Consider the following 20,482-nt stretch of genomic DNA (forward strand, 5'->3'; position numbering starts at 1 on the left):
TAGTGGACAGCGCGTGTTAATTTCACGCAGATTACGCAGATTGAAGCAGATTTAAAAAGATCAATTTTGATCTGCTAAAATCATTTTTAAATCTGCGCGAAAAATAAAATAATCCGTTTCATCCACGGGCTAATAAAACAATGAAACAAAGAATCAATTTACTAATAGCATTTTCAGTTGTCGCGCTAATCGTTTTGTCGACGGTGCAATGCTATTTGGTAAAAACCACTTATGATTATAAAGTGGCCCAGTTTCATACGGAAATTAAAAATGAAATCGCTCAGATTTCTAATAATTACAGTGATATCGACTCAGTTCTTGTAGCTAAAAAAGAAGCACTATACAAATCATTATCAGAAAACTATCTTCAGGGAAAAACGAATAAAACTGACATTAAGAGAGCCATTCTTGAAAGTGAATTTAGCGATGCGTTAACGCAGAAAATCAAACGAAAACTGGAGAGAGATTTACCCAATCTAAAAATCGATTTTGCCATCGTGCTGAACAAATATATTCTGTATCAAAACGCTAAAAAAGCAGATACTATTTTCTCTGAAAAACCTTTTATCAGTAACAAATTATACGGCAATTTGGCCTCTTTAAATAATGCCTTTCTGGTTCGGAATTATGTTGGAACAACCAACGGAACTTTTGAAAATCAGGATTATAAATTATTGACAGAAGATTCGATGTATGTTTCTGTGATCGATTGGGAAATGATTATTTTAAGAAGAATGACATTCATTCTGATTTTATCCTTACTTTCTATCTTAACGCTAATTACACTGTTTGTAATTGCCATTAAAGCTTTAATCAAACAGAAAAAAGTGAGTGATGTTAAAACTGATTTCATCAATAATATTACACACGAACTTAAAACACCGTTGGCAACTCTAGGTATTTCTACCAAAATTTTAGAACAGAAAAACATTCGTGAAAACGATGAAAATTTCAATATGATTGTGAATACGATTTCGCGTCAGAACAATCGTTTACAGAATCTGATTGATCAGGTAATGGCAAATTCATTGGCAGAAAACGAAATTGAATTACAGAAAGAAAAAATAGAAACCGAAGATTTTCTGCTTTCCATTGTAAATGATTTTAAAATTACATTTCCAAAAATTAATCTTAAAACCGATTTCCAAACTCAGAAAACCATTTTGATTTTAGATAAATTTCATTTGACAACTGCTTTTTTAAATGTTCTGGAAAATGCTGTAAAATATGGTTCAAAAACCATTACCATAAAAACCAGAATCGTAGAAAATCAATTTTCGATCAGTATCGAAGATGACGGAATCGGTATTGAAAAGAACAAACAATCTCTGCTTTTTGACAAGTTCTATCGCGTACAACAAGGAAACCTGCATAACACAAAAGGCTTAGGTTTAGGTCTATATTATGTAGATCAAATTATAAAGGCGCATCAGGGCTCTGTTAAAGTTGTTAGTGATTTAGGAAAAGGAACCGAGTTTACTATTTTATTAAAAGTTTAATTACCGTATTTTGAAAAGACTACTTTTAGCTGAAGACGATTTTGATTTTGCTGCCATTTTAAAACAATATTTAGAACTGCATCAATTCGAAGTAATCTGGGCAGAAAATGGAGAAATAGCGTTGGACTATTTTAAAACCCAAACTTTTGATATTTGTATTTTTGATGTAATGATGCCTAAAATGGACGGATTTTCATTGGCCGAAAAAATCATTACAATCAACCCTGAAATTCCGTTTATTTTTCTGACGGCAAGAAAGTTAAAAGAAGACAAAATCATTGGATTAAAATTAGGTGCAGATGACTATATCGTAAAACCTTTTGAAGTCGATGAACTCGTCCTGCGTTTGCAAAATATTCTTAAAAGAATCGAACAAAAGAGAACTCTGGAAGGAAATAATATAATCGAAATTGGATCTTATGTTTTTGATAATGAAAGATTAACTCTCAACAATAAAAATCACGTCCAGCAACTTACAGAAATGGAAGCTTCTCTTATTGAATATCTATATCTAAACCATAACCAGTTATTAAAGCGAGATCAAATTTTAATGTCTGTCTGGAAAAAAGACGATTATTTCTCAGGCCGAAGTATGGATGTTTTTATCAGCAGGCTTAGAAAATATTTTAATTCAGATCCAAAAATCAAGATTGAAAGTGTTCGCAATATTGGTTTGGAATTTAAAATAGAAAAGCCCTGATTTATCAAGGCTTTTCTATTTTATTTATAAAAATTAATTTCCGATTACCCAACCTAAGCTAAAATTAGCAATTGGAGTAAATTCAGTATCGTATTTATCAATATTTACGCCAGCGCCAATATTTAAATCAATATTAAATTTCCCTTTATAAGTTCTTTGGATTCCCCAAACTGGTCCAACAGTAAATGAAGGCACGTACTCAGTAAACAATTTGTTTGTCGAAATCGATTCAAACTGATATTCAGCAGATAACGCAACAAAGTTACCCGAGTTATTTGCTGTTCTTTTTCCTTTAGCAGCTCTTTTTTCTAAATTATAATAATGACGAAATTGCTCATTAATTCTTGGCACAAAAAACCAGGTCGATTCGTTGTAAAAACCATCATGTCTATAACCAATAATTGTACTTATTTCAGAGTAAAGCGTATTCTTAGCTGAAAAACCATGTTCATAAACAAAACCTGGCGATAATAAAGGATTGATTTTAAATTGATTTTTTACTACCGAAATCGGAGCATCATCTTGTGCATTTACAGCATTAAAAAAAAGTACGGAAAGAAATAGAAACAGATAATTTTTTTTCATTGTTGGTTTTTAAATGGTTGTGACAAAAATAGCATTTAAACCATACAAGCAATCAAAAACAAAAACAATTCTTACATAAAATTCATAATAAACCGTACTGCAAATCATATAAGCTTCCTAAGTAATTGTATAACAGCCATAAAGTTTTTAGAAGGTAAATTTGATAAACATTAAAAATCAAAATCATGAACCTAAAAAGATTATTTGGAGGATTGCTTACCATTCTTGGAATTGTGGGCCTTATTTACACAGCAGTCATTTTTGCTGGTACATCCGGCGAAACCCGAGATGTTAAATCACTTATTATTTACGGAATCCTTGGAATCGTTTTCTTTACTTCCGGAATAAGTTTAGTTCGTACTACAAAAGACGAATCATAGACGGTATAATTTACGATAATGCATTTGCGATCTTTTCGTAGAGAGGAGTTGCAACACTATATTTTAAACCTTCGTTGACTACAAATTGTGTCAACGAAGTTACTTCTGTATTTCGATTTGCCAGTAAATCTCTATGCATCGATGAAGTCGCTTCCTTTGGTGATTTTTCGAGCTTAATCACGGTTTGATTAACAATATCTTTTGGCAATTGCAATCCTTTTGCTTTTGCAACCACTTCAATTTCGTGGAGCAATTCCACATACACTTTCATTGATTTCTTTTTCTTTAAAATTTCACCAATATTCTCGTTGAGATAAGAAGTTGCCGAAGCCAGAGCTGAAATAAAAATAAATTTTTCCCAAACCGTTTCTTCAATATTTTCAACCAAATAACTTTCGATTTTAGCTTTTTGAAGAATGTTTTGCAATGCCTCTAATTTAGCAATTGAAGTTGTTTTTGAACCAAAAAATAGCTTTTCGTAAAAACCTAATCTGCGAATGGTCCCCGGCGAAGCAATCATTGAAACAATATAAACACAACCTTGCAAAATATCATTTTCAGGAAATATTTTCTCGATACGTTCCGGGGCATCAACACCATTGTATAAAGGTAGAATTACAGTTTTTGAAGTAATGCTTTTTTGAAATGAAAGTAAACTTTCTTCAATATCATAGGTTTTGGTAGCGCAAATTAAATAATCTAAAACACCTATTTCATCCGGATTATTTGAAACTAATTTTGGATAGGCAACGATTTCAGAATCATCATTAATAATTTTCAAACCGCTCTCAGCAATGGCTTCTTTTGTTGCTCCTCTGGCAATAAAAACTACTTCAATCTCTGTTGAATTATAATAGGCTTTCGCCAAAAGTCCACCGAAATATCCGCCTACTCCACCAAGTCCTAAAATTCCTATTCTTATCATAAAATTCCAATTAAAAAAATTGCTTCGCCCGTTCGCTATCGCTCGGGTCTAAATTCCAACTGACCTACGCACAATGTATGTCATTGCGAGGAACTAAGCAACCCCACTAATAATTGATCCATCAAATGTGATTGTTTCGTTCCTCGCAATGAAATAAAAACTTAGCGTCTTTGTGCCTTCGTGGCAAAATATACATTATTCCTCAACAACAGGTTCCAAATTCAACTCCGTAAAATCGTGCTCTGTTTTCGAAATTATAATTGTTGCAACTGAATTTCCAATTAAGTTTGTAATCGCTCTTGCTTCACTCATAAATTTATCAACGCCCAATAAGAAGGCTAAACCTTCAACCGGAATTTTATGAATGGCTGTTAACGTTGAAGCCAAAACAATAAATCCGCTTCCAGTTACGCCCGCTGCGCCTTTTGAAGTAATCATCAGAATCCCGATAACACTCAGAATTTCAGCAAAACTCAAATGCACATCATACAATTGAGCCAGAAAGATAACCGACATCGACAAATAAATCGAAGTTCCATCCAGATTAAAAGAATAACCCGTCGGAATCACCAAACCCACTACCGATTTACTGCAACCCATTTGTTCTAATTTTACCATAATACTTGGCAAAGCGGCTTCAGAAGAAGATGTTCCAAGAACCAATAAAAGTTCTTCTTTAATGTATTTTAGAATGGATAGAATATTGATTTTATAATACCTCAAAATAGTTCCCAAAACCATGAACACAAACAAAGCCATAGTCAGATAAACGCAAAGCATCAATTTTCCTAATGGAATTAATGTCTCTAATCCGAATTTACCAATTGTATAAGCCATTCCTCCAAACGCACCAATTGGAGCCAAATACATAACATATTTCAATCCCGTAAAAACTACTTTTGAGAAACGTTCTAAAACCAGAATGGTCTGCTCTCTTTTTTGATAAAAGTTCAAGGCAATTCCGCAAACTATCGCAGCCAATAAAACCTGCAATGTAAAATTAGAAAGAAAAAACTGCAGCCATGAAAAGTTCTCTGCAGCGTGATTTGTATACTTACTCGCATCCTGCAGAGCCAAACCTGATTTATCAATTTTACCAGGTTGAAAGAAATAGGCAACGCCCACTCCAATAGCCAGTGAAATCGTCGAAACCACTTCAAAATAAAACAAAGCTTTTATTCCAATTCGGCCTACTTTTTTCAGGTTTCCCATTCCGGAAATTCCCAAGACAATCGTCAGGAATATAATTGGACCAATAAATAGTTTGATGATATCGACAAATGTTTTTCCAACGATTTCCATTTTCACACCGTTTTCAGGAGAAAAATGTCCGAGCAAAACACCAGCAATAATGGCAATTAAAACCCAAAAAGTAAGATTGGTAATTATAGAATGAAAAGTGCTTTTCTTAGTTTTCGGAGAAGAGTTTGGAGTAGGGATATTCATGAATTTGATTTAGCGCTTTCACAAATATATAAAAAATGCAGACCTATAAGCCGGATTCTGTCCCTGATAAATCAGGGCCTTATCATTTATCTAGATCCAGCATTACTACTGGACTCGAGCTACCTACCCTTCAACAACGGACGAGAAGCCCTTAAATGCTGATATACTTGGTATTTCACCGCATAGAGTTTACCTGGTTTCACTACAGCATTACCTGTACATACTTTCTGTTGCACTTGTCCTTGCGTTATTGCTAACACCGACGGGTGTTACCCGCTATGCTTCTCTGTGGTGTCCGGACTTTCCTCCCCCCAACGAATTGAGCGACGATAAGGCGGTCTGCGGTGCAAAAGTAGCGATTTATCAACGAAGAATCAGTCATTTAAATTTCCGATTTTTACAAATTTTTCATAACAATTTAATTTTAAATTGGTTACCTTTAAAATCCTTAATTTTTAAATCAATTATCATGACAAGAATGTATCACTACGCAACTGTTTCAAAAGCTTTGGACCAACTTCATGAAAAAGGATTTACATGTGATTTTAATCGGAATGCTGACGCGATTAAAAAAAATCCTGAAAAATTTGAAATTGTACATGTGTATCGATACGAAGGGGATTCAGATCCAGGCGATGAGGCAGTTGTATACGGTATTAAATCAAATTCGGGCAAAAAGGGCGTTTATGTAGCAGGTTTCTCCGCCGACTCCGATCAGGAAACCGCAAAATTTTTATTTGATCTGAGCATAAAGGGAAGGTGATGTTTAGAAGGAGCTATTTCCTGCTATCTGCTTGTATCTTTCATGGCGAACCCCGCCATAAAAGGATACCGCTCCTATCAGGGCTAGGGCACTCAGTTTCAAAATAAGTTTTGTTTTAACAAAGTAACCACAATCCTGTCATTTCGAGGAACGAAGCAACCACACTTCAAAAAGCAAATTTGCTCTGGCAAATGTGATTGCTTCGTTCCTCGCAATGACATAAAATGAGAAAAAACTTAACGAACTTCGCATAAACCCCTTGCGCTCTTTGCGGTTAAATAAAATGGTTAAAACAAAAAAAAGTCCATCATAAAAATGACAGACTTTCAAAACAACCCGCAAATAAATTACGCCGTTGGTATCTTCAATTTCCAACCCGGCTGAATCAGATCTGGATTTTTAATTACATCTTTATTGGCTTCGAAAATAGTTTGCCAGGAGACGCCATGATCTTTCCCTATTTTGGATAACGAATCGCCACTTTTAACTGTGTATTCAGTAGTTGTTCCTTCCGCCACTTCGATATTCATCACCACATCGGCCGATCTGTAATCAGGGTCTAATGTTCCGTAACTATCCCAAAGTTTCTCTTTATCAGCTGCAGATTTTGCTGTACCATCAATATACAATACATTATCCTGTTCTCTAACTTGTAAATTTGCTACACCCAAAGTAGAAGCTAAATCTGTCAACTCTTTATATTTCTCTTGTAAACTCATAACATCATTATTTAATAGTTAATTTGTTTTCTACTTTTTTAGGTTTCAATTCCTGCACACTTTGAATTAAAGGTGCTAATTGGCTTCTTTTAATTTCTCCTGTAAGTGTAACTACACCACTAGCAACAGTAGCGCTAACACCACTATAAGCTTTCACTACCTCATTTACCGAAGTGGTTAAAACAGTATCCGGATTAATTTCAACCGGCGCAGCTTCAGCCGCTACAGGTTCCGGAGCTATAATTTCGCAGTTATTCACCACTGATTTTACCCCTTTAACTCCTTTTACAATACTTTCTGCGTTTTGTTTAACACCATCATCCTGACAAGTACCCGAAATAGTAGCAACACCTTTTACAACCGTAACATCGACTCCCGCCAATCCACTGATTTTTGCGTCTATTTCTTTTTCAATATCTGCGTCTTTTGGACCACAGGCAACCAACAGAAAAGCAAAGCTCATCCCTAATAAAATTGATTTAATTTTCATAATGATATCTTTTTAGTTTATTAACTCTTAAAGTTAAAAAATTAAAAATCAACATCTTACATAATTATGTTACTAAATTTATATTATTTCCAGTTTTTTTAAAGTATTCAGTGGCAGTATTCAGTGGCAGTATTCAGTCGCAGTATTCAGTCACAGTATTCAGTCACAGTTTACAGTTGGGGTGCCATTAACAGTTTTCACTCCGCGACGCTAAATACAAAGACCGAATACTGTGAATACTGTAAACTGTGACTGTGACTGAATACTGCGACTGAGACTGCGACTGTAAACTAAATATTAGTCTAAATAATCAGGAGGAAACATTTGCTGTCCGTATTTTTCGAAGAGGGAATTTAATTTTTCTTTTGTTTCACTTTCTGTGTTTGAAGAAGTTTCAAGGTATTCTGCTATTTCTTCAAATAAATCATCTAAACCGGCTGGTGTTACGGTGCACAAGAGTTTAGCCGGTTCGTTAGAAAGGTTTTTAAAACCGTGTACAATTCCGCCTTTTGGAATATTCACAAAAGAACCTTTTTTCGCAACATAACTTCCTAATTCCGATTTAAAAGAAACTTCGCCTTCCAAAACAAAAAAGGTTTCTGTAAAATCAGCATGCGAATGTGGATTAGGCCCCGCACCCGGAGGAACCGCCATTTCGATTACGGCATATCCTCCATTGGTTTGTTTTCCTGAAATTATAATACGGTAATTGCCTCCGGCTATTTTAAGTTTTTGGCCTTCGGTTTCGTTGACGGTTATGATTGGGTTTGGAGTTTTCATTTTAATAATTATTTTGTTTTACAACAAATTTATAAAGAAATCCTATTCATGCTGCTTCACATCATTATATTGCCAAAGTACATTTATTATTTTCCATTCTCCGTTTTCCTTTACAATATGCATATAATCGATCCAGGCATCTGCTATTAATTTAACTGATGCTATTTTTGCAGAAACATCCAATAATTTCACTTCTTTTCTTGGATTTTTAGGAAACTTATCACCTTTTACATTATAGGTTTCCGCAAGAATAATCATATTCTCTGCAAAATATTCTGATACAAAATCTTTTTGGGCAGTCTTATTTCTAAAAACTGATCTTTTTACCAAACGAGGGTGCAAGGCACTTTCCATCAATTTTGGATTTGGAGTATGTTGTGACTCGATATAAGCCAAAGCAACACGTTTGATATCAAGCAAATCCTGAGATGTTTGAGCTTGAAGTTGAAAAGAGCAAAGAACAATTGTAATAAATAATAGATATTTTTTCATAAAAACTGACGATTAAAAGTTATTAATATTTTGTGTCTGCCCAGAACGTATCACTTTTTAAAAATCCTTTACGCAAGAGTTCATCAATACAATTTTGTTTAAATAATGATTCCAATCGATTTTTAGTCATTTTTTTAGCACCTTCCAAGTCACTATTTTTAATTCCAAGAATTAACTTTCCCCTAACTGTAATATCTGTTATGCTATCAACTTTTATAAATACATTTCCTTTTGAGTCTTCAGTTATTCTGGTAATTGCAGTTGCTATTGCATTATATTCTGGTATGTCAAACGAAAAATTAATAGCACCTTCTAATTCTTCAATTTCTCCCCCAATATTATTTATATTCAATTTTTTATACAAATCTGCCTTGCTCATAGGCATTTGATAGATTTGTTTTGATTTTATTTTAACGGCAATTTCTTGTCTGGGTTGGCTGTCTGCCAAAATTGTAAAAACGCATAAACTCCCAATTAAGGAATTCACTAAAAAGAATGATTTTTTATTTTCTTCATATTTCTTTTTAAAATACTGATAAGATAAAGGCAAAACAGATAAAGCTATTAAATCTGAACTGTCTACTGTTCTATAAAAAGCAAGATTCAGGCTTTGTGAAATCCAGTTAATAAATCCATCTGAAATTTGAAATTTCCAAAAAATAAAAAAGAACCCCGTTGAAAAATAAATTTTCACAATTTGGTTCGGAAAGAATACCGCAAGAAAAAACGGAAATATGAAGAGTCCGCCAAAGTCGCTTAATTTTCCGGTAATGATATTTGAAAATTCGTACTTTAAGTAAAAATCATTTACTAATACAGTAAATATTCCTAAAATGAATAATTCAGAAGTTAAGAGCTCAAATTTAATTTTGTTTTTCATGAATAGAGAATATTAAAATATAAAGATTAATCCATTTACAGAGATTTTTTAAATTTTGGTAGTCTCCAAAATAAACAACAATGATTCTAAATCATTCATTGGCATTTTTACAACAGATTCCATTTGAGACTGTTCAGAAGAAATAATCAATACACCTTCATTTTCTTCTTCATAACCTACTGATTTATATGAATAATTCGGATTCGTAATTTCAATTTCTCTCTTTCCATCTTTAAACCATCCATAATTGGCTTCATAAATGATTTTATTTTCTACTATTTCAATGGTCTTTTGCCTATAAGTATTTCATAAAGAAAGTCGAGGAAGATAAATCAGTCTTGTACGCATAAAAATAGTACATTTTTTATTACAAAAATTGTATTGCAAAATATTACCCTCCAAATCTTTCCTCTTAATCGTTTTTATGTGGTATTTTAATTATTCAATTTTCTGATTACAAAACACATAACTCTTTTTTCCTTTAATTCTGTAAACTATTTCTACAATGATATAACTATCTGATTTCTAATCAAATTATTTTTATAAAAAATTTAGAAATCATGATACATCAATTAAAACCTTCTATATTAGTGGAAACACCACTAGGAACCGGTCAGGCAATTTTTCTTATTGATTACGGAATGCATCAAAATACGTGTTGGGTAGTAGCACTGCAAGAAAATGGCGTTATAAAACATTTTGACTGCAATGATGTAATTCTTTCTACTAATTATACTTACGGAATGAATCTTAGAAAGAATAATTTTAAAGAAAAAAAAGATGCTTCTAAGTAATTTGAAATCCATTTGACAAGAGTAATATTGTTATTTTTTAATTTAAATTTTAAATAACAAGACCTTACTTTCTGATATTCAAAACACTTAAAATCTTTCATTTTTTAAATTTTCAAATCATTAAATTATACCCTATATTTGCTATCGAATAAAAAAGAATATGGAACAATTTGTAGTATCGGCTCGTAAATATCGCCCACAAACCTTTAAGGATGTTGTAGGTCAGAAAGCCATTACAAACACTTTGTTAAATGCTATTGAAAGCAATCACCTTGCCTCTGCCCTTTTGTTCACCGGACCGCGTGGTGTTGGAAAAACAACTTGCGCGCGTATTTTGGCCCGTAAGATAAACCAGCCAGGATATGACGATCCAAATGAAGATTTTGCTTTTAACGTTTTTGAGTTAGATGCGGCTTCTAACAACTCAGTTGATGATATTCGAAGTCTGATTGATCAGGTTCGAATCCCGCCACAAACCGGGCAATACAAAGTCTATATTATTGACGAGGTTCATATGTTGTCTTCGGCAGCTTTTAATGCTTTTTTAAAGACATTAGAAGAGCCGCCAAAACATGCTATTTTTATTTTAGCAACAACAGAGAAACACAAAATTATTCCAACGATTTTATCACGTTGTCAGATATTTGATTTCAAAAGAATTACGGTAAAAGATGCTAAAGAACATTTAGCTGAAGTTGCTACAAGTCAGGGAATCAATTTTGAAGACGATGCTTTGCACATTATCGCTCAAAAAGCGGATGGTGCGATGCGTGATGCTTTATCTATTTTTGACCGTGTTGTTTCGTACTGCGGAACTAACTTAACACGTCAGGCTGTAACTGAAAACCTAAACGTTTTAGATTACGAAACTTACATCAGCATTACCGATTTACTTTTAGAAAATAAGATTCCGGAGCTTTTATTAGCTTACAATGATATTCTGGCAAAAGGTTTTGACGGGCACCATTTTATTGCAGGTCTGGCTTCGCACTTTAGAGATTTATTGGTAAGCAAAACGCCTGCCACTTTGAGTTTACTTGAAGTTGGGGAACAAGCACAACAAATGTACGGCGTGCAGGCTCAAAAATGCTCTCAGGACTTTTTATTGAAAGGAATCGACATTGCCAATGATTGCGATTTAAAATACAAACTGAGTCAAAACCAACGTCTTTTGGTTGAATTATGTTTGATGCAATTAGCCTCTATCAACTTTGATGGAGAAAAAAAAAAGTTGAGCAATTCATAATTCCCCCTACTTATTTTAAAAATGGAGGTTATTCTATAGTTGAAGTCAAAAGTCAAAAGCCGAAAGTCGAAGGTCAAACTGAAAATTCAAATAACTCTTCTGAAGCTTTAAATCAACAAAAAGAAGAAATAGTTTCAACTCCAAAAGCTGAAAATCCTGTTTCTCCTGCTGTTGAAAACCAAACTTCTTCAACTGAAAATCAACCTAAAAAGGTTTCTGCTTTTTCTCTCGCTAGTATTCGTGCGAAAAAAGAAATGGAAGAAAGCAATAAATCGTATGTAAAGCCTACTTCTGTTTTACCTACGGAAGAGTTTACAGAAACAGAAATGTTGGTACAATGGAATAAATATGCACAACGTCTTGGTGAAAAAGGTTTCAAAATAATGGAATCGTTATTACTGATTAACGACCCAAAATTAAACGGCACCGCAATTACTCTTGAATTACCAAACGAAGGTTCTAAATTAGATTTTGAAGGTCAGATTAATGGTATTTTAGGACACTTGAGAGGACATTTGCACAACCACGATATTACAATTGAAATTATTGTGAATGAGGCGATAGAAACCAAAAGAAGTTTTAATGATCAGGATCGTTATAACCGTTTATTAGAAATCAACCCAAATATTGAACTTTTACGTACAACCTTTGGATTGGATTTACATACTTAATGTTTTTGTATTTCACGAATTCCACTAATTCTCACTAATTTCTCTTCGTCAAAAAATAAATAATTCGAGCAAATTAGTCTAATTCGTGACAAACATTTATTTATTTCTTAATCCAAAATCATAAACTTTATCAAGCCATTTTTTTCTTTGGGAGTCATTAGATCCTTTGATAATCCCGATGTAACTAACTTTTACTGGCTTAACTCCGCAGAATTCCAAAGTTGATTTCTTTAATTGATTAACGCTTGGCCTCGCATAAAAAATTCTGTAATACCAGCTTGGCTGATCTAGAGTCGTAATAATATGAGCTGTTTTTCCTTTTAGTAATTTATCCCACCAAACGGAATTCTCCCGATATTGAAATGCCATTCCCGGTAAAAATAAACGATCGATAAATCCTTTTGTAATTGCCGGAAGTCCTCCCCACCATACAGGATGAATCCAGACTAAATGATCTGCTTTCTGTATTTTCTCCCAGGACGCTAATAAATCAGGTTCTAATTCAGTTCTTTTTTGGTAACCAAATTTCAAATTTGGACTAAAATCTAAATTGGCAATTGTAATAGTATCTACTTCTACACCAGAAGCAATCGCGCCTTTTTGATAAGAATCTGCGATAGCAAAATTGAAACTTTCCGAATTTGGATGCCCGTTTATAATCAGTACTTTTTTCATATTTACATTTTTTACAAAAATACTATTAGCATGAAAAAGAACACTGGACAAATGTCCTATAAAATAGCTTTTCGAATTCTGCTTAAATGTCTTGGAGTAACACCTAAATAAGAAGCCAGATATTGAAGCGGAATCAACTGAATGTATTTTTGATGGTTTTGATACAATTCTTCATAACGTTGTTTTCCAGATAATTTTTGAAAAGAAATCATTCTTTTTTGAAGCGTTACATATTCCATTTCTGTCAACTTACGTCCAATTTCCCGCCAATGAATTCCTGTTTTATAAAGCTTTTCCAAGCTATCCCGATTTAATACCTGTAATTCTGTATCGACCAGAGCCTGAATATTTTCCTGAGCTATTTCACGGGTTATAAAACTGGAAAATGAAGCCATAAACTCGTTCTCAAAAGCAAAACAATTAGTAATTTCATCGCCCTGATGATTGAAAAAATACGAACGCAAAATTCCTTTTTTTATAAAAACAATTTCATTGCAAACCTGATTTTCTGCCAATAACAATTCTCCCTTTTTAAGAGTTCGAAAAGTAATAAAATTATCAAGTTGATTTAAATCATCGACTGAAAAAGCCTGAATTGACTGAAAAAGAGTTTTCATGAATTAATCTTTTGAAGTAAAAACCCTTTCGATCCTTTTATCCGGAATAAGCCATAACATTGCCACGATAAAATAAGCCGCACCAGAAATCCATTCATTATAAAATGAAGTAAATATTCCAACTACATATAAAATAGAAGAAGCATGTCCTTTTAAATCCCTGCCAATAACTTTTGCTAATAATGAGTTTTCTCCTTCGTTGACAATAATGGCGTGCTGTAAGATAAAATAAGATATTGAACACAACAGTAAAACAGCGCCATACAAAGTCATGGACGCTTTTGCAAAATTGTGTTCACCCATCCAACCTGTAGCAACAGGAATTAAGGACAACCAAAAAAGCAAGTGCAAATTTGCCCACAGAATTTTTCCGTTGATTTTGGTTAAGCTATGAATTAAATAATGGTGATTATTCCAATAAATTCCAACGTAAATAAAACTCAGAATATAACTTAGAAATTTTGGAATCAAGGGTTTTAAATCGGAAAATTCTTCTCCGTGTGGTACTTTGATTTCCAAAATCATAATCGTGATTATAATTGCCAAAACTCCATCACTAAAAGCTTCAAGTCTGGTTTTATTCATTCTATGTTAATTTAAAAGGTTTGCCACGAATTTTACTAATTTTCACTACTTTTTTATTCGTAGTGAAACATATTAACTTGTGTAAATTAGAGTGCATATTTTTTGCCACAGATTAAAAGATTTTCACAGATTCCAATATTTGAATCTGTGAAATCTGTGACTATTTTTACTAAATTTTACCGTAATACATTGCTTTGACGATACCATCAGAAAGACCGATTTTTGGAACATAAATCTGGCGTGCCCCACTCCATTTCATTGCATTCAGATAAATTCTTGTTGCATGAATAATTACGTCGGCGCGGTCAGAGTTTAAACCTAGTTCTGCGATTCTTTGTTCGTATGTCAATGAGTTTAAAAAGGCGTATTGTGAATTGATATAAATGTAGGAGAGCGGTTTTTCCTGCTGTTTTCCAGACATCTTAAACAATTTATTGATGTTTCCACCAGAGCCAATCAGTGTTACTTCTTCGTAACCTGCGGTATTGGTTTTAATCCACTTTTCGATTTCATCCCAAACAACATCGCACACCATATCATTTAACAAACGAACTGTTCCTGCTTTAAACGATCTTGAATTAATCATTTTTCCATCAGAGAATAAGGTGAATTCGGTACTTCCACCGCCCACATCTACAAATAAATATGTCTCGTCTGTTTTTAATAAATGATGTAAATCTGTAGAAGCAATAATAGCAGCCTCTTTTTTACCATCAATAATTTCGATTTTTATGTCGGCTTTTTTCTTAATCAAAGCGACAACTTCTTTTGCATTATAGGCTTCACGCATTGCCGATGTAGCAAACGCCATATAACGTTCTACTTTATGTACTTTCATCAAAAGATTGAATGCTTTCATGGCATCCACCATTCGATCTATATTTTCTTCTGAAATTTCACCTACAGTAAAGGCATCTTGTCCCAAGCGAATTGGCACACGAACAAGTGAACTTTTATTAAATTGTGGTTCTTTGCCTTCTTGTTCTACAACATTCGATATCAGCAGCCTCATGGCATTTGATCCGATATCTATTGCTGCAAACTTCTTTATATTAATCATGCTCACTTATGATTTGAAATTTATTTTGGTTTTTATTAATTTATTTTCTGTGCAACCTCTTCTAATACTGCAATTTTATTTTGGTAGTATTTATAGGTTTCAAGCTGAGCTCTAAATGGGGCATGATGATTTCTAGGCTTGTATTTATTGTCTAATTTATAGGAATGATATCTCACTTTAACATTCCCTTTCCATGCAATATTAAAATTATCAATTAGTTCTTTTTTAATTTCCAGATCATAAATTGGGCAAGTTACTTCTACTCTTCCGTCCAGGTTTCTGGTCATAAAATCAGCCGATGAAATATACACCTCGGTTAAACCGGCATTTCCAAAAATATAAACTCTTGAATGTTCCAGATAATTATCAACAATACTTATGGCTTCGATATTTTCACTCATTCCCGGAATTCCCGGAATTAAAGAACAAATTCCTCTAACCTGCAACTGAATTTTTACTCCCGCATTACTTGCTTCATATAATTTATCGATCATTTTAAAATCAGACAAACTATTCATTTTAAGCTTAATATGTGTTTTTCTACCTGCCAAAGCGTGTAAAATTTCACGATCAATTAGTTTGATAAATTTTGTTCTGGTATAATGGGGCGATACTATTAAATGTTTGTATCGGTGTACTCTATAATTGATATCAAAAAACTCAAATATTTTAGAAATGTCTTTCAGAATCCCCTGATGACATGTAAGCAATGTAACATCAGTATAAATTTTCGCTGTTGATTCGTTGAAGTTTCCTGTAGAAATAAATCCATAACGGCGCGTTTTTCCTTCTTCGACTCTTTCTATCACACATATTTTACTGTGTACTTTTAGCCCTTTAATTCCAAAAATAAGTTCAATACCTTCGGTTTGCATTTGTTCGGCATATGAAATATTTGTTGCTTCGTCAAAACGGGCCTGAAGTTCAATTTGAACCGTAACTTTTTTACCGTTCTTGGCTGCGTTAATTAAAGAACTGATAATCTGCGAATTTTTAGCCAAACGATATAAAGTAATTTTTATACTTGTTACTTTAGGATCTAAGGCAGCTTCACGCAAAAACTTTGTCAGATAGGAGAATGACTGATATGGAGCATGTAATAAATAATCTTTTTTACTGATTTTCTCCAATATACTTCCGCCTAAACTTAAACCCGGAATTGGTAAAGGCTCATTTGGTTTATACAATAAGTCGAATCTTCCAAGATTTGGAAAACTCATATAATCACGACGATTATGATATCTTCCTCCCGGGATAATACTATCTGTTTCGACGATTTTCATTTTATCCAGAAAGAAGTGCAATGTATCTTCTTCAATTAAATTATCATAAATAAAACGAACAGGTTCGCCTATTCTTCTGTCCTTTACTGAAGTTGCTATTTTTTCAAGCATACTTTTGCTCAAATCACTATCGATATCCAACTGTGCGTCACGCGTAATTTTAATCATGTGTGCCGATACACTCTTATAATCGAAAATATTGAAAATATTCTTCAGATTGTAACGAATTACATCGTCGATCAAAATAACATAATGTTTATCATCATGAGATGGCAGAACGACAAATCTGTTTATTGTTTTCGGAATTTCGATAACGGCATATCGAATTTCATCATTTTGATTCATCTCTAATCGAACAGCCAAATATCCCAAAGTATCTTTAAGAATCGGAAATTCGGCTAAATCATTCAAAATGATAGTTACAAGTTCCGGACTTAATTTCTGAATAAAAAAGTCTTTCAAAAATCTTTCCTGATCCTGTGTAATTTGATCTTCGTTAATAATGAAAATGTTTTCAGCTTCCAATTCTGCTTCAATATTACCTAAAATACGAAGACTTTCAGATTGCTGCTGAATTACAATTTCTGTAATATCTTTTACTAATTGATGGGCAGAAACGCCTCCTAAATATTTTTCGCCAGAAATTCCTGAAAGGCTTAATCTACGGATTGCGGCATAACGAACTCTAAAAAATTCATCTAAATTGTTCGAAAAAATTCCAACAAAACGCAACCTGTCTAAAAGTGGTACCGTGTTGTCTGCTGCTTCCTGAAGCACTCTTGCATTAAACGCTAACCAACTTTTTTCTCTATCGATATATTTCTGTTCGTACACTTTATTTATTTTAAATCTTTGGGGAAAATTGTTTTATGGGTTTTGCCTTTATTGATGTTATCCCAGCTTTCACTGTCGAATTGTAATGATACAAAACCTGAAGTCGGGACGTTTTCGATAAAAACATCCCCAAATTTATTAACAAAATTTGTAATAGCCTCGTTATGTCCGAAAAGAATAACGCTTTCGAAACTATTATCACATGATTTGATAACCTTTTCGAGCTGTCTTTCATCAAAAGTATAAAGATCGTCTTTATAAACGATACTCTCAATAGGATATGAAATGTTTTGGGCAAAAATTAGCGCAGTTTCTGAGGCACGTGCTGCAGTGCTACTCCATATTATATATGTCTTTGGAAGATATTTTGAAATATTGGCCGATACATCATGCGCATCTAAAATTCCTCTCTTCATTAAAGGTCTGTCAAAGTCTTTTAAAGGTGCTTCCCAACTTGATTTAGCATGACGTATTAATATTAAATTTTTCATAAGCTGAAGTTTTTAGAAACATCAAAAAAGAAGTTCTGATTTATTGAAGTTCTAATTTACAAAAGAAATTTTAATAGTTCTCATTTTTTTATTTCTGTTAACATTTAGTCGAAAATTTTAACAAGAAAATAGAAAGTGCAGAATGGATAAAATTTTAAAAATCAAAATGTTCATTTCATAAAAAAAGTGTACTTCATCTGTTAAACCATTCACTTAGTCGATTTATTCAAATTAATAAAAAATTAACTAAATATCTGATTATTAATCATTTACAATATCGTGAAATTTACTTTTTACCCTGAAAAAGTAAAAAAATGCTCTTTTTTTATTTGTTAGAAATGGCATAAAAAAATGTTTTTTTGACCATTATTTAACAAAAAAAAGACATTTCAACGAGTTTTTAGGTTAGTTACAGACAAAAAAAATCAAAATAAAACACTCTATATAACTTTGATTGTGTTAAAATTTAGCAAATACCTTAAACAAAAACCCTAAGTTATGAGAACTAAAACTACTCTTGAAAAAGCAGTAAAATTTGTAAATAATTGTAAGTTTATTTTTTCCTTCAAAAAAAATATCTTTCAAAAAAACATTTTTACGATACTGTTTTGTTTAATTACAACAATTTCGTTTGCACAATCTGGCGGTTGTAGTTCAACTTTAGAAGTTGAAAAAAATAGAAATTACAATAACGCTGGTAACGATGGGGCCTATTTTACAATGGTATTAACCAACGATGGGAATTCACTTGATGTTTATAATCTGAGTGCTCTGAATATAAATGGGAATTGCTCCAATAATGATCAAAGCAGTACTTCTGGAAATGTAAATTTAATCAGTGGTTTTCTGGATAACAGCTCGGTACCCATAAATACTATTACGGTTCCTGCACATCAAACAGCTACATTTTTACTTCATTTGACGGTTCCTCAAGGTACTCCATACAACAAATGGAATTGCATGCAAGTAAATGCGACATCGACTAATTGCACCAATCACACAGTAAGCACTGTAGTACATACAATCGTAAACAATCCTTCTGAAAATTAAATATTTGCTCTAAATATTTAATTGTTTTTCAATTTAAATTCACATAAAATGAAAAAAACATTACACTTTATCCATTTTATAAAAGAGTTCAACAAAACATTTTACTTGTTGCTTTTATTACTTTCTTCTACAATAGGTTTTACACAAACAATTACACCAACAAAAACTGTTACTGTAGCGCCTGGAGTCTGTGGAGCACTAGATGTGGAATTGAAAATCCAGGGTTCAAACCCTGTTGCAAGACCTTTAGAAGTTGTTTTAGTTATTGACGTATCAGGAAGTATGGGAGATGGAAACAATCCGAAACCACTAGCTTATGCACAAGATGCTGCTAATGATTTTATTGACAAAATGTTTCTTGCTGCTAATAATCCAACCGGATTCAACAAAGTCGCAATTGTAACTTTCAGTAATAATGGAACGATAAAACAAGGGCTAACCGATTCTAGTGGTAAAACCGGATTAAAAGCTATCATTAATGGACTTGTTGCAAACGGTGGTACAAATATTGAAGCGGGTATGCTTAAAGCCAACGAAGTACTAAACTCAGCAACTTACGATTGTGCAACGGCAAGAAGTATCGTTTTATTAACTGATGGAGTAGCAAATGCATCTGTTAGCCATTCTAACTGTAGCAGTGGACAACAAGGCACATGTATACAAGATGCAATAGCTGCAGCAAATGCAGGAAAAACAGTTGTTAAACTTGGGGTTACTTATAACAATCAGATTTTTTCAGTTGGATTATTTAAAGCAATTAATGGAAATGAGCAAATTGATGCAGAATATACATTAGGTAAAATTCAGTCTGGAGGATCTTTCTCTACTGAAAACGCAGCTGATTTAACTGGAATTTATTCTCAAATTTTCACTCAATTATCCTGGGTAGCTAAACAAATAGTAGGAACTCCTTTTGAAAAGGAAACTGTTGATCCTAATTTTATAATTGGAGCTGTTACCACCACCAAAGGAACAACAACTGTTACAGGACAGACAATTGCATGGAATTTTGACTTTTTGAATGTTGAAACTATTACTTTAAAATATAGATTGACTCCAAAACCGAACACATGCGGTAATCAACTGGTTAGTACTTCAAGATTAGATTTTCAAAATGCAGTTTGTACCACGACATTCCAAAATATAACCTCACCTACTACCAATGTTCCTTGCCCTATAGTAACAGTGGCATCGCAAACGAATATTAATTGTTTTGGGGGCAATAATGGTGCAATTACACTTAATACACCTACTGGCGGTCAAGGGCCTTATACCTTCAAATGGACAAAAAACAATGTGGATTTCGCCACATCACAAAACATCGCTAACTTAACTTTTGGAACTTATAAAGTAACAGCTACAGATAGTAATAATTGCGCAACAGGCATATTAACTATTGAAATAACACAACCGGCTTCAGCTGTTGCCGTGGTAAAAACTTCTCAAACCGATGTTCTGTGTTTTGGTGCTGCAACAGGAGCAATAAACATTACAGCATCTGGCGGAACAGGACTTTA

The 20,482-nt window shown here is 33.2% G+C and carries 23 protein-coding genes and 1 other RNA gene; 9 read left to right on the top strand and 15 right to left on the bottom strand.

Features of this window, described 5'->3' with window-relative positions:
• Window positions 1–140 precede the first annotated feature (140 nt).
• Both B0A65_RS14975 and B0A65_RS14980 read left to right on the top strand, forming a co-directional pair.
• Complete coding sequence (locus B0A65_RS14975; protein ID WP_074663597.1) at window positions 141–1,499, top strand: sensor histidine kinase; 1,359 nt, start codon at window positions 141–143, stop codon at window positions 1,497–1,499.
• Window positions 1,500–1,509: 10 nt separating this feature from the next.
• Window positions 1,510–2,199, top strand: coding sequence for a response regulator transcription factor (locus tag B0A65_RS14980; RefSeq protein ID WP_074663594.1), 690 nt, complete (start codon window positions 1,510–1,512; stop codon window positions 2,197–2,199).
• Between the two features lie 33 nt (window positions 2,200–2,232).
• Here the strand turns inward: B0A65_RS14980 and B0A65_RS14985 are convergent, their stop codons facing one another.
• A complete protein-coding gene (locus tag B0A65_RS14985; RefSeq protein WP_074663591.1) occupies window positions 2,233–2,784 on the bottom strand; it encodes a hypothetical protein in 552 nt (183 codons plus the stop codon).
• A gap of 185 nt (window positions 2,785–2,969) precedes the next feature.
• On the opposite strand from B0A65_RS14985, the gene B0A65_RS14990 reads away from it, so the two are divergent.
• Window positions 2,970–3,164, top strand: a complete 195-nt coding sequence (locus B0A65_RS14990; RefSeq protein ID WP_074663588.1) for a hypothetical protein — start codon at window positions 2,970–2,972, stop codon at window positions 3,162–3,164.
• A 10-nt stretch (window positions 3,165–3,174) separates the two neighbouring features.
• On the opposite strand, the gene B0A65_RS14995 is transcribed toward B0A65_RS14990, so the two are convergent.
• The 3 genes from B0A65_RS14995 to rnpB all read right to left on the bottom strand — a co-directional run bounded on the left by B0A65_RS14995 (window position 3,175) and on the right by rnpB (window position 5,881).
• The gene (locus B0A65_RS14995) at window positions 3,175–4,089 is read right to left on the bottom strand and encodes a ketopantoate reductase family protein (protein WP_074663586.1); all 915 of its coding nucleotides are present in this window, start codon (window positions 4,087–4,089) and stop codon (window positions 3,175–3,177) included.
• 195 nt (window positions 4,090–4,284) lie between these two features.
• Window positions 4,285–5,535, bottom strand: coding sequence for a cation:dicarboxylate symporter family transporter (locus B0A65_RS15000; RefSeq protein WP_074663583.1), 1,251 nt, complete (start codon window positions 5,533–5,535; stop codon window positions 4,285–4,287).
• A gap of 30 nt (window positions 5,536–5,565) precedes the next feature.
• Window positions 5,566–5,881: RNase P RNA component class A (gene rnpB / locus B0A65_RS15005), an RNA gene on the bottom strand.
• Between the two features lie 123 nt (window positions 5,882–6,004).
• On the opposite strand from rnpB, the gene B0A65_RS15010 reads away from it, so the two are divergent.
• Entirely contained in the window at window positions 6,005–6,298 is a 294-nt protein-coding gene (locus B0A65_RS15010; RefSeq protein WP_074663681.1) for an SH3 domain-containing protein, read from the top strand.
• 347 nt (window positions 6,299–6,645) lie between these two features.
• Here the strand turns inward: B0A65_RS15010 and B0A65_RS15015 are convergent, their stop codons facing one another.
• From B0A65_RS15015 to B0A65_RS15035, 5 genes are all read right to left on the bottom strand, one after another.
• Window positions 6,646–7,017 (bottom strand): LysM peptidoglycan-binding domain-containing protein, encoded by a 372-nt coding sequence (locus B0A65_RS15015; protein ID WP_074663580.1) that lies wholly within the window; start codon window positions 7,015–7,017, stop codon window positions 6,646–6,648.
• 7 nt (window positions 7,018–7,024) lie between these two features.
• Window positions 7,025–7,507, bottom strand: a complete 483-nt coding sequence (locus B0A65_RS15020; protein WP_074663577.1) for a BON domain-containing protein — start codon at window positions 7,505–7,507, stop codon at window positions 7,025–7,027.
• Window positions 7,508–7,804: 297 nt separating this feature from the next.
• A complete protein-coding gene (locus B0A65_RS15025) occupies window positions 7,805–8,287 on the bottom strand; it encodes a cupin domain-containing protein (RefSeq protein ID WP_074663575.1) in 483 nt (160 codons plus the stop codon).
• A gap of 42 nt (window positions 8,288–8,329) precedes the next feature.
• Window positions 8,330–8,779, bottom strand: a complete 450-nt coding sequence (locus tag B0A65_RS15030; RefSeq protein ID WP_074663571.1) for a nuclear transport factor 2 family protein — start codon at window positions 8,777–8,779, stop codon at window positions 8,330–8,332.
• Window positions 8,780–8,801: 22 nt separating this feature from the next.
• Window positions 8,802–9,473 (bottom strand): hypothetical protein, encoded by a 672-nt coding sequence (locus B0A65_RS15035; protein WP_123890362.1) that lies wholly within the window; start codon window positions 9,471–9,473, stop codon window positions 8,802–8,804.
• A 746-nt stretch (window positions 9,474–10,219) separates the two neighbouring features.
• Here B0A65_RS15035 and B0A65_RS15040 point away from each other — a divergent pair.
• The 3 genes from B0A65_RS15040 (at window position 10,220) to B0A65_RS15050 (ending at window position 12,370) form a co-directional block, all read left to right on the top strand.
• Complete coding sequence (locus tag B0A65_RS15040; RefSeq protein WP_072976083.1) at window positions 10,220–10,453, top strand: hypothetical protein; 234 nt, start codon at window positions 10,220–10,222, stop codon at window positions 10,451–10,453.
• Between the two features lie 160 nt (window positions 10,454–10,613).
• Window positions 10,614–11,699, top strand: a complete 1,086-nt coding sequence (dnaX, locus tag B0A65_RS15045; RefSeq protein ID WP_074663565.1) for a DNA polymerase III subunit gamma/tau — start codon at window positions 10,614–10,616, stop codon at window positions 11,697–11,699.
• Window positions 11,700–11,953: 254 nt separating this feature from the next.
• The gene (locus B0A65_RS15050; protein ID WP_074663564.1) at window positions 11,954–12,370 is read left to right on the top strand and encodes a DNA polymerase III subunit gamma/tau; all 417 of its coding nucleotides are present in this window, start codon (window positions 11,954–11,956) and stop codon (window positions 12,368–12,370) included.
• Window positions 12,371–12,466: 96 nt separating this feature from the next.
• On the opposite strand, the gene B0A65_RS15055 is transcribed toward B0A65_RS15050, so the two are convergent.
• The 6 genes from B0A65_RS15055 to B0A65_RS15080 form a co-directional block, all read right to left on the bottom strand.
• Window positions 12,467–13,045 carry an NAD(P)H-dependent oxidoreductase gene (locus B0A65_RS15055; protein WP_074663561.1) on the bottom strand — a complete coding sequence of 193 codons (579 nt, stop codon included), beginning with the start codon at window positions 13,043–13,045 and terminating at the stop codon, window positions 12,467–12,469.
• Window positions 13,046–13,101: 56 nt separating this feature from the next.
• Window positions 13,102–13,662 (bottom strand): Crp/Fnr family transcriptional regulator, encoded by a 561-nt coding sequence (locus B0A65_RS15060; RefSeq protein WP_074663558.1) that lies wholly within the window; start codon window positions 13,660–13,662, stop codon window positions 13,102–13,104.
• A 3-nt stretch (window positions 13,663–13,665) separates the two neighbouring features.
• Window positions 13,666–14,247 (bottom strand): TMEM175 family protein, encoded by a 582-nt coding sequence (locus B0A65_RS15065; protein WP_074663556.1) that lies wholly within the window; start codon window positions 14,245–14,247, stop codon window positions 13,666–13,668.
• Window positions 14,248–14,416: 169 nt separating this feature from the next.
• On the bottom strand, window positions 14,417–15,307 hold the full coding sequence (locus B0A65_RS15070; protein WP_074663553.1) for a Ppx/GppA phosphatase family protein: 891 nt from the start codon (window positions 15,305–15,307) through the stop codon (window positions 14,417–14,419).
• 35 nt (window positions 15,308–15,342) lie between these two features.
• Window positions 15,343–17,424, bottom strand: coding sequence for a polyphosphate kinase 1 (ppk1, locus tag B0A65_RS15075; RefSeq protein ID WP_074663550.1), 2,082 nt, complete (start codon window positions 17,422–17,424; stop codon window positions 15,343–15,345).
• Window positions 17,425–17,429: 5 nt separating this feature from the next.
• Window positions 17,430–17,915: a SixA phosphatase family protein gene (locus B0A65_RS15080; protein ID WP_074663548.1), complete on the bottom strand. Its 486-nt coding sequence runs from the start codon at window positions 17,913–17,915 to the stop codon at window positions 17,430–17,432.
• A gap of 498 nt (window positions 17,916–18,413) precedes the next feature.
• On the opposite strand from B0A65_RS15080, the gene B0A65_RS15085 reads away from it, so the two are divergent.
• Together B0A65_RS15085 and B0A65_RS15090 are read left to right on the top strand one after the other, a co-directional pair.
• Window positions 18,414–18,965 (top strand): hypothetical protein, encoded by a 552-nt coding sequence (locus tag B0A65_RS15085; RefSeq protein ID WP_074663545.1) that lies wholly within the window; start codon window positions 18,414–18,416, stop codon window positions 18,963–18,965.
• Window positions 18,966–19,013: 48 nt separating this feature from the next.
• Window positions 19,014–20,482: VWA domain-containing protein (locus tag B0A65_RS15090; protein ID WP_123890364.1), on the top strand; the 1,469-nt coding region annotated here is incomplete at its 3' end.

This window comes from Flavobacterium frigidimaris (genome assembly GCF_002217275.1).
Classification (GTDB): domain Bacteria; phylum Bacteroidota; class Bacteroidia; order Flavobacteriales; family Flavobacteriaceae; genus Flavobacterium; species Flavobacterium aquidurense.

Coding starts and splice junctions, on each gene's coding strand:
- B0A65_RS14975 (WP_074663597.1), top strand. CDS start 141: ATGAAACAAAGAATCAATTTACTAATAGCATTTTCAGTTGTCGCGCTA.
- B0A65_RS14985 (WP_074663591.1), bottom strand. CDS start 2,784: ATGAAAAAAAATTATCTGTTTCTATTTCTTTCCGTACTTTTTTTTAAT.
- B0A65_RS14990 (WP_074663588.1), top strand. CDS start 2,970: ATGAACCTAAAAAGATTATTTGGAGGATTGCTTACCATTCTTGGAATT.
- B0A65_RS14995 (WP_074663586.1), bottom strand. CDS start 4,089: ATGATAAGAATAGGAATTTTAGGACTTGGTGGAGTAGGCGGATATTTC.
- B0A65_RS15000 (WP_074663583.1), bottom strand. CDS start 5,535: ATGAATATCCCTACTCCAAACTCTTCTCCGAAAACTAAGAAAAGCACT.
- B0A65_RS15010 (WP_074663681.1), top strand. CDS start 6,005: ATGACAAGAATGTATCACTACGCAACTGTTTCAAAAGCTTTGGACCAA.
- B0A65_RS15015 (WP_074663580.1), bottom strand. CDS start 7,017: ATGAGTTTACAAGAGAAATATAAAGAGTTGACAGATTTAGCTTCTACT.
- B0A65_RS15020 (WP_074663577.1), bottom strand. CDS start 7,507: ATGAAAATTAAATCAATTTTATTAGGGATGAGCTTTGCTTTTCTGTTG.
- B0A65_RS15025 (WP_074663575.1), bottom strand. CDS start 8,287: ATGAAAACTCCAAACCCAATCATAACCGTCAACGAAACCGAAGGCCAA.
- B0A65_RS15030 (WP_074663571.1), bottom strand. CDS start 8,779: ATGAAAAAATATCTATTATTTATTACAATTGTTCTTTGCTCTTTTCAA.
- B0A65_RS15040 (WP_072976083.1), top strand. CDS start 10,220: ATGATACATCAATTAAAACCTTCTATATTAGTGGAAACACCACTAGGA.
- dnaX (WP_074663565.1), top strand. CDS start 10,614: ATGGAACAATTTGTAGTATCGGCTCGTAAATATCGCCCACAAACCTTT.
- B0A65_RS15050 (WP_074663564.1), top strand. CDS start 11,954: ATGGAAGAAAGCAATAAATCGTATGTAAAGCCTACTTCTGTTTTACCT.
- B0A65_RS15055 (WP_074663561.1), bottom strand. CDS start 13,045: ATGAAAAAAGTACTGATTATAAACGGGCATCCAAATTCGGAAAGTTTC.
- B0A65_RS15060 (WP_074663558.1), bottom strand. CDS start 13,662: ATGAAAACTCTTTTTCAGTCAATTCAGGCTTTTTCAGTCGATGATTTA.
- B0A65_RS15065 (WP_074663556.1), bottom strand. CDS start 14,247: ATGAATAAAACCAGACTTGAAGCTTTTAGTGATGGAGTTTTGGCAATT.
- B0A65_RS15070 (WP_074663553.1), bottom strand. CDS start 15,307: ATGATTAATATAAAGAAGTTTGCAGCAATAGATATCGGATCAAATGCC.
- B0A65_RS15080 (WP_074663548.1), bottom strand. CDS start 17,915: ATGAAAAATTTAATATTAATACGTCATGCTAAATCAAGTTGGGAAGCA.
- B0A65_RS15085 (WP_074663545.1), top strand. CDS start 18,414: ATGAGAACTAAAACTACTCTTGAAAAAGCAGTAAAATTTGTAAATAAT.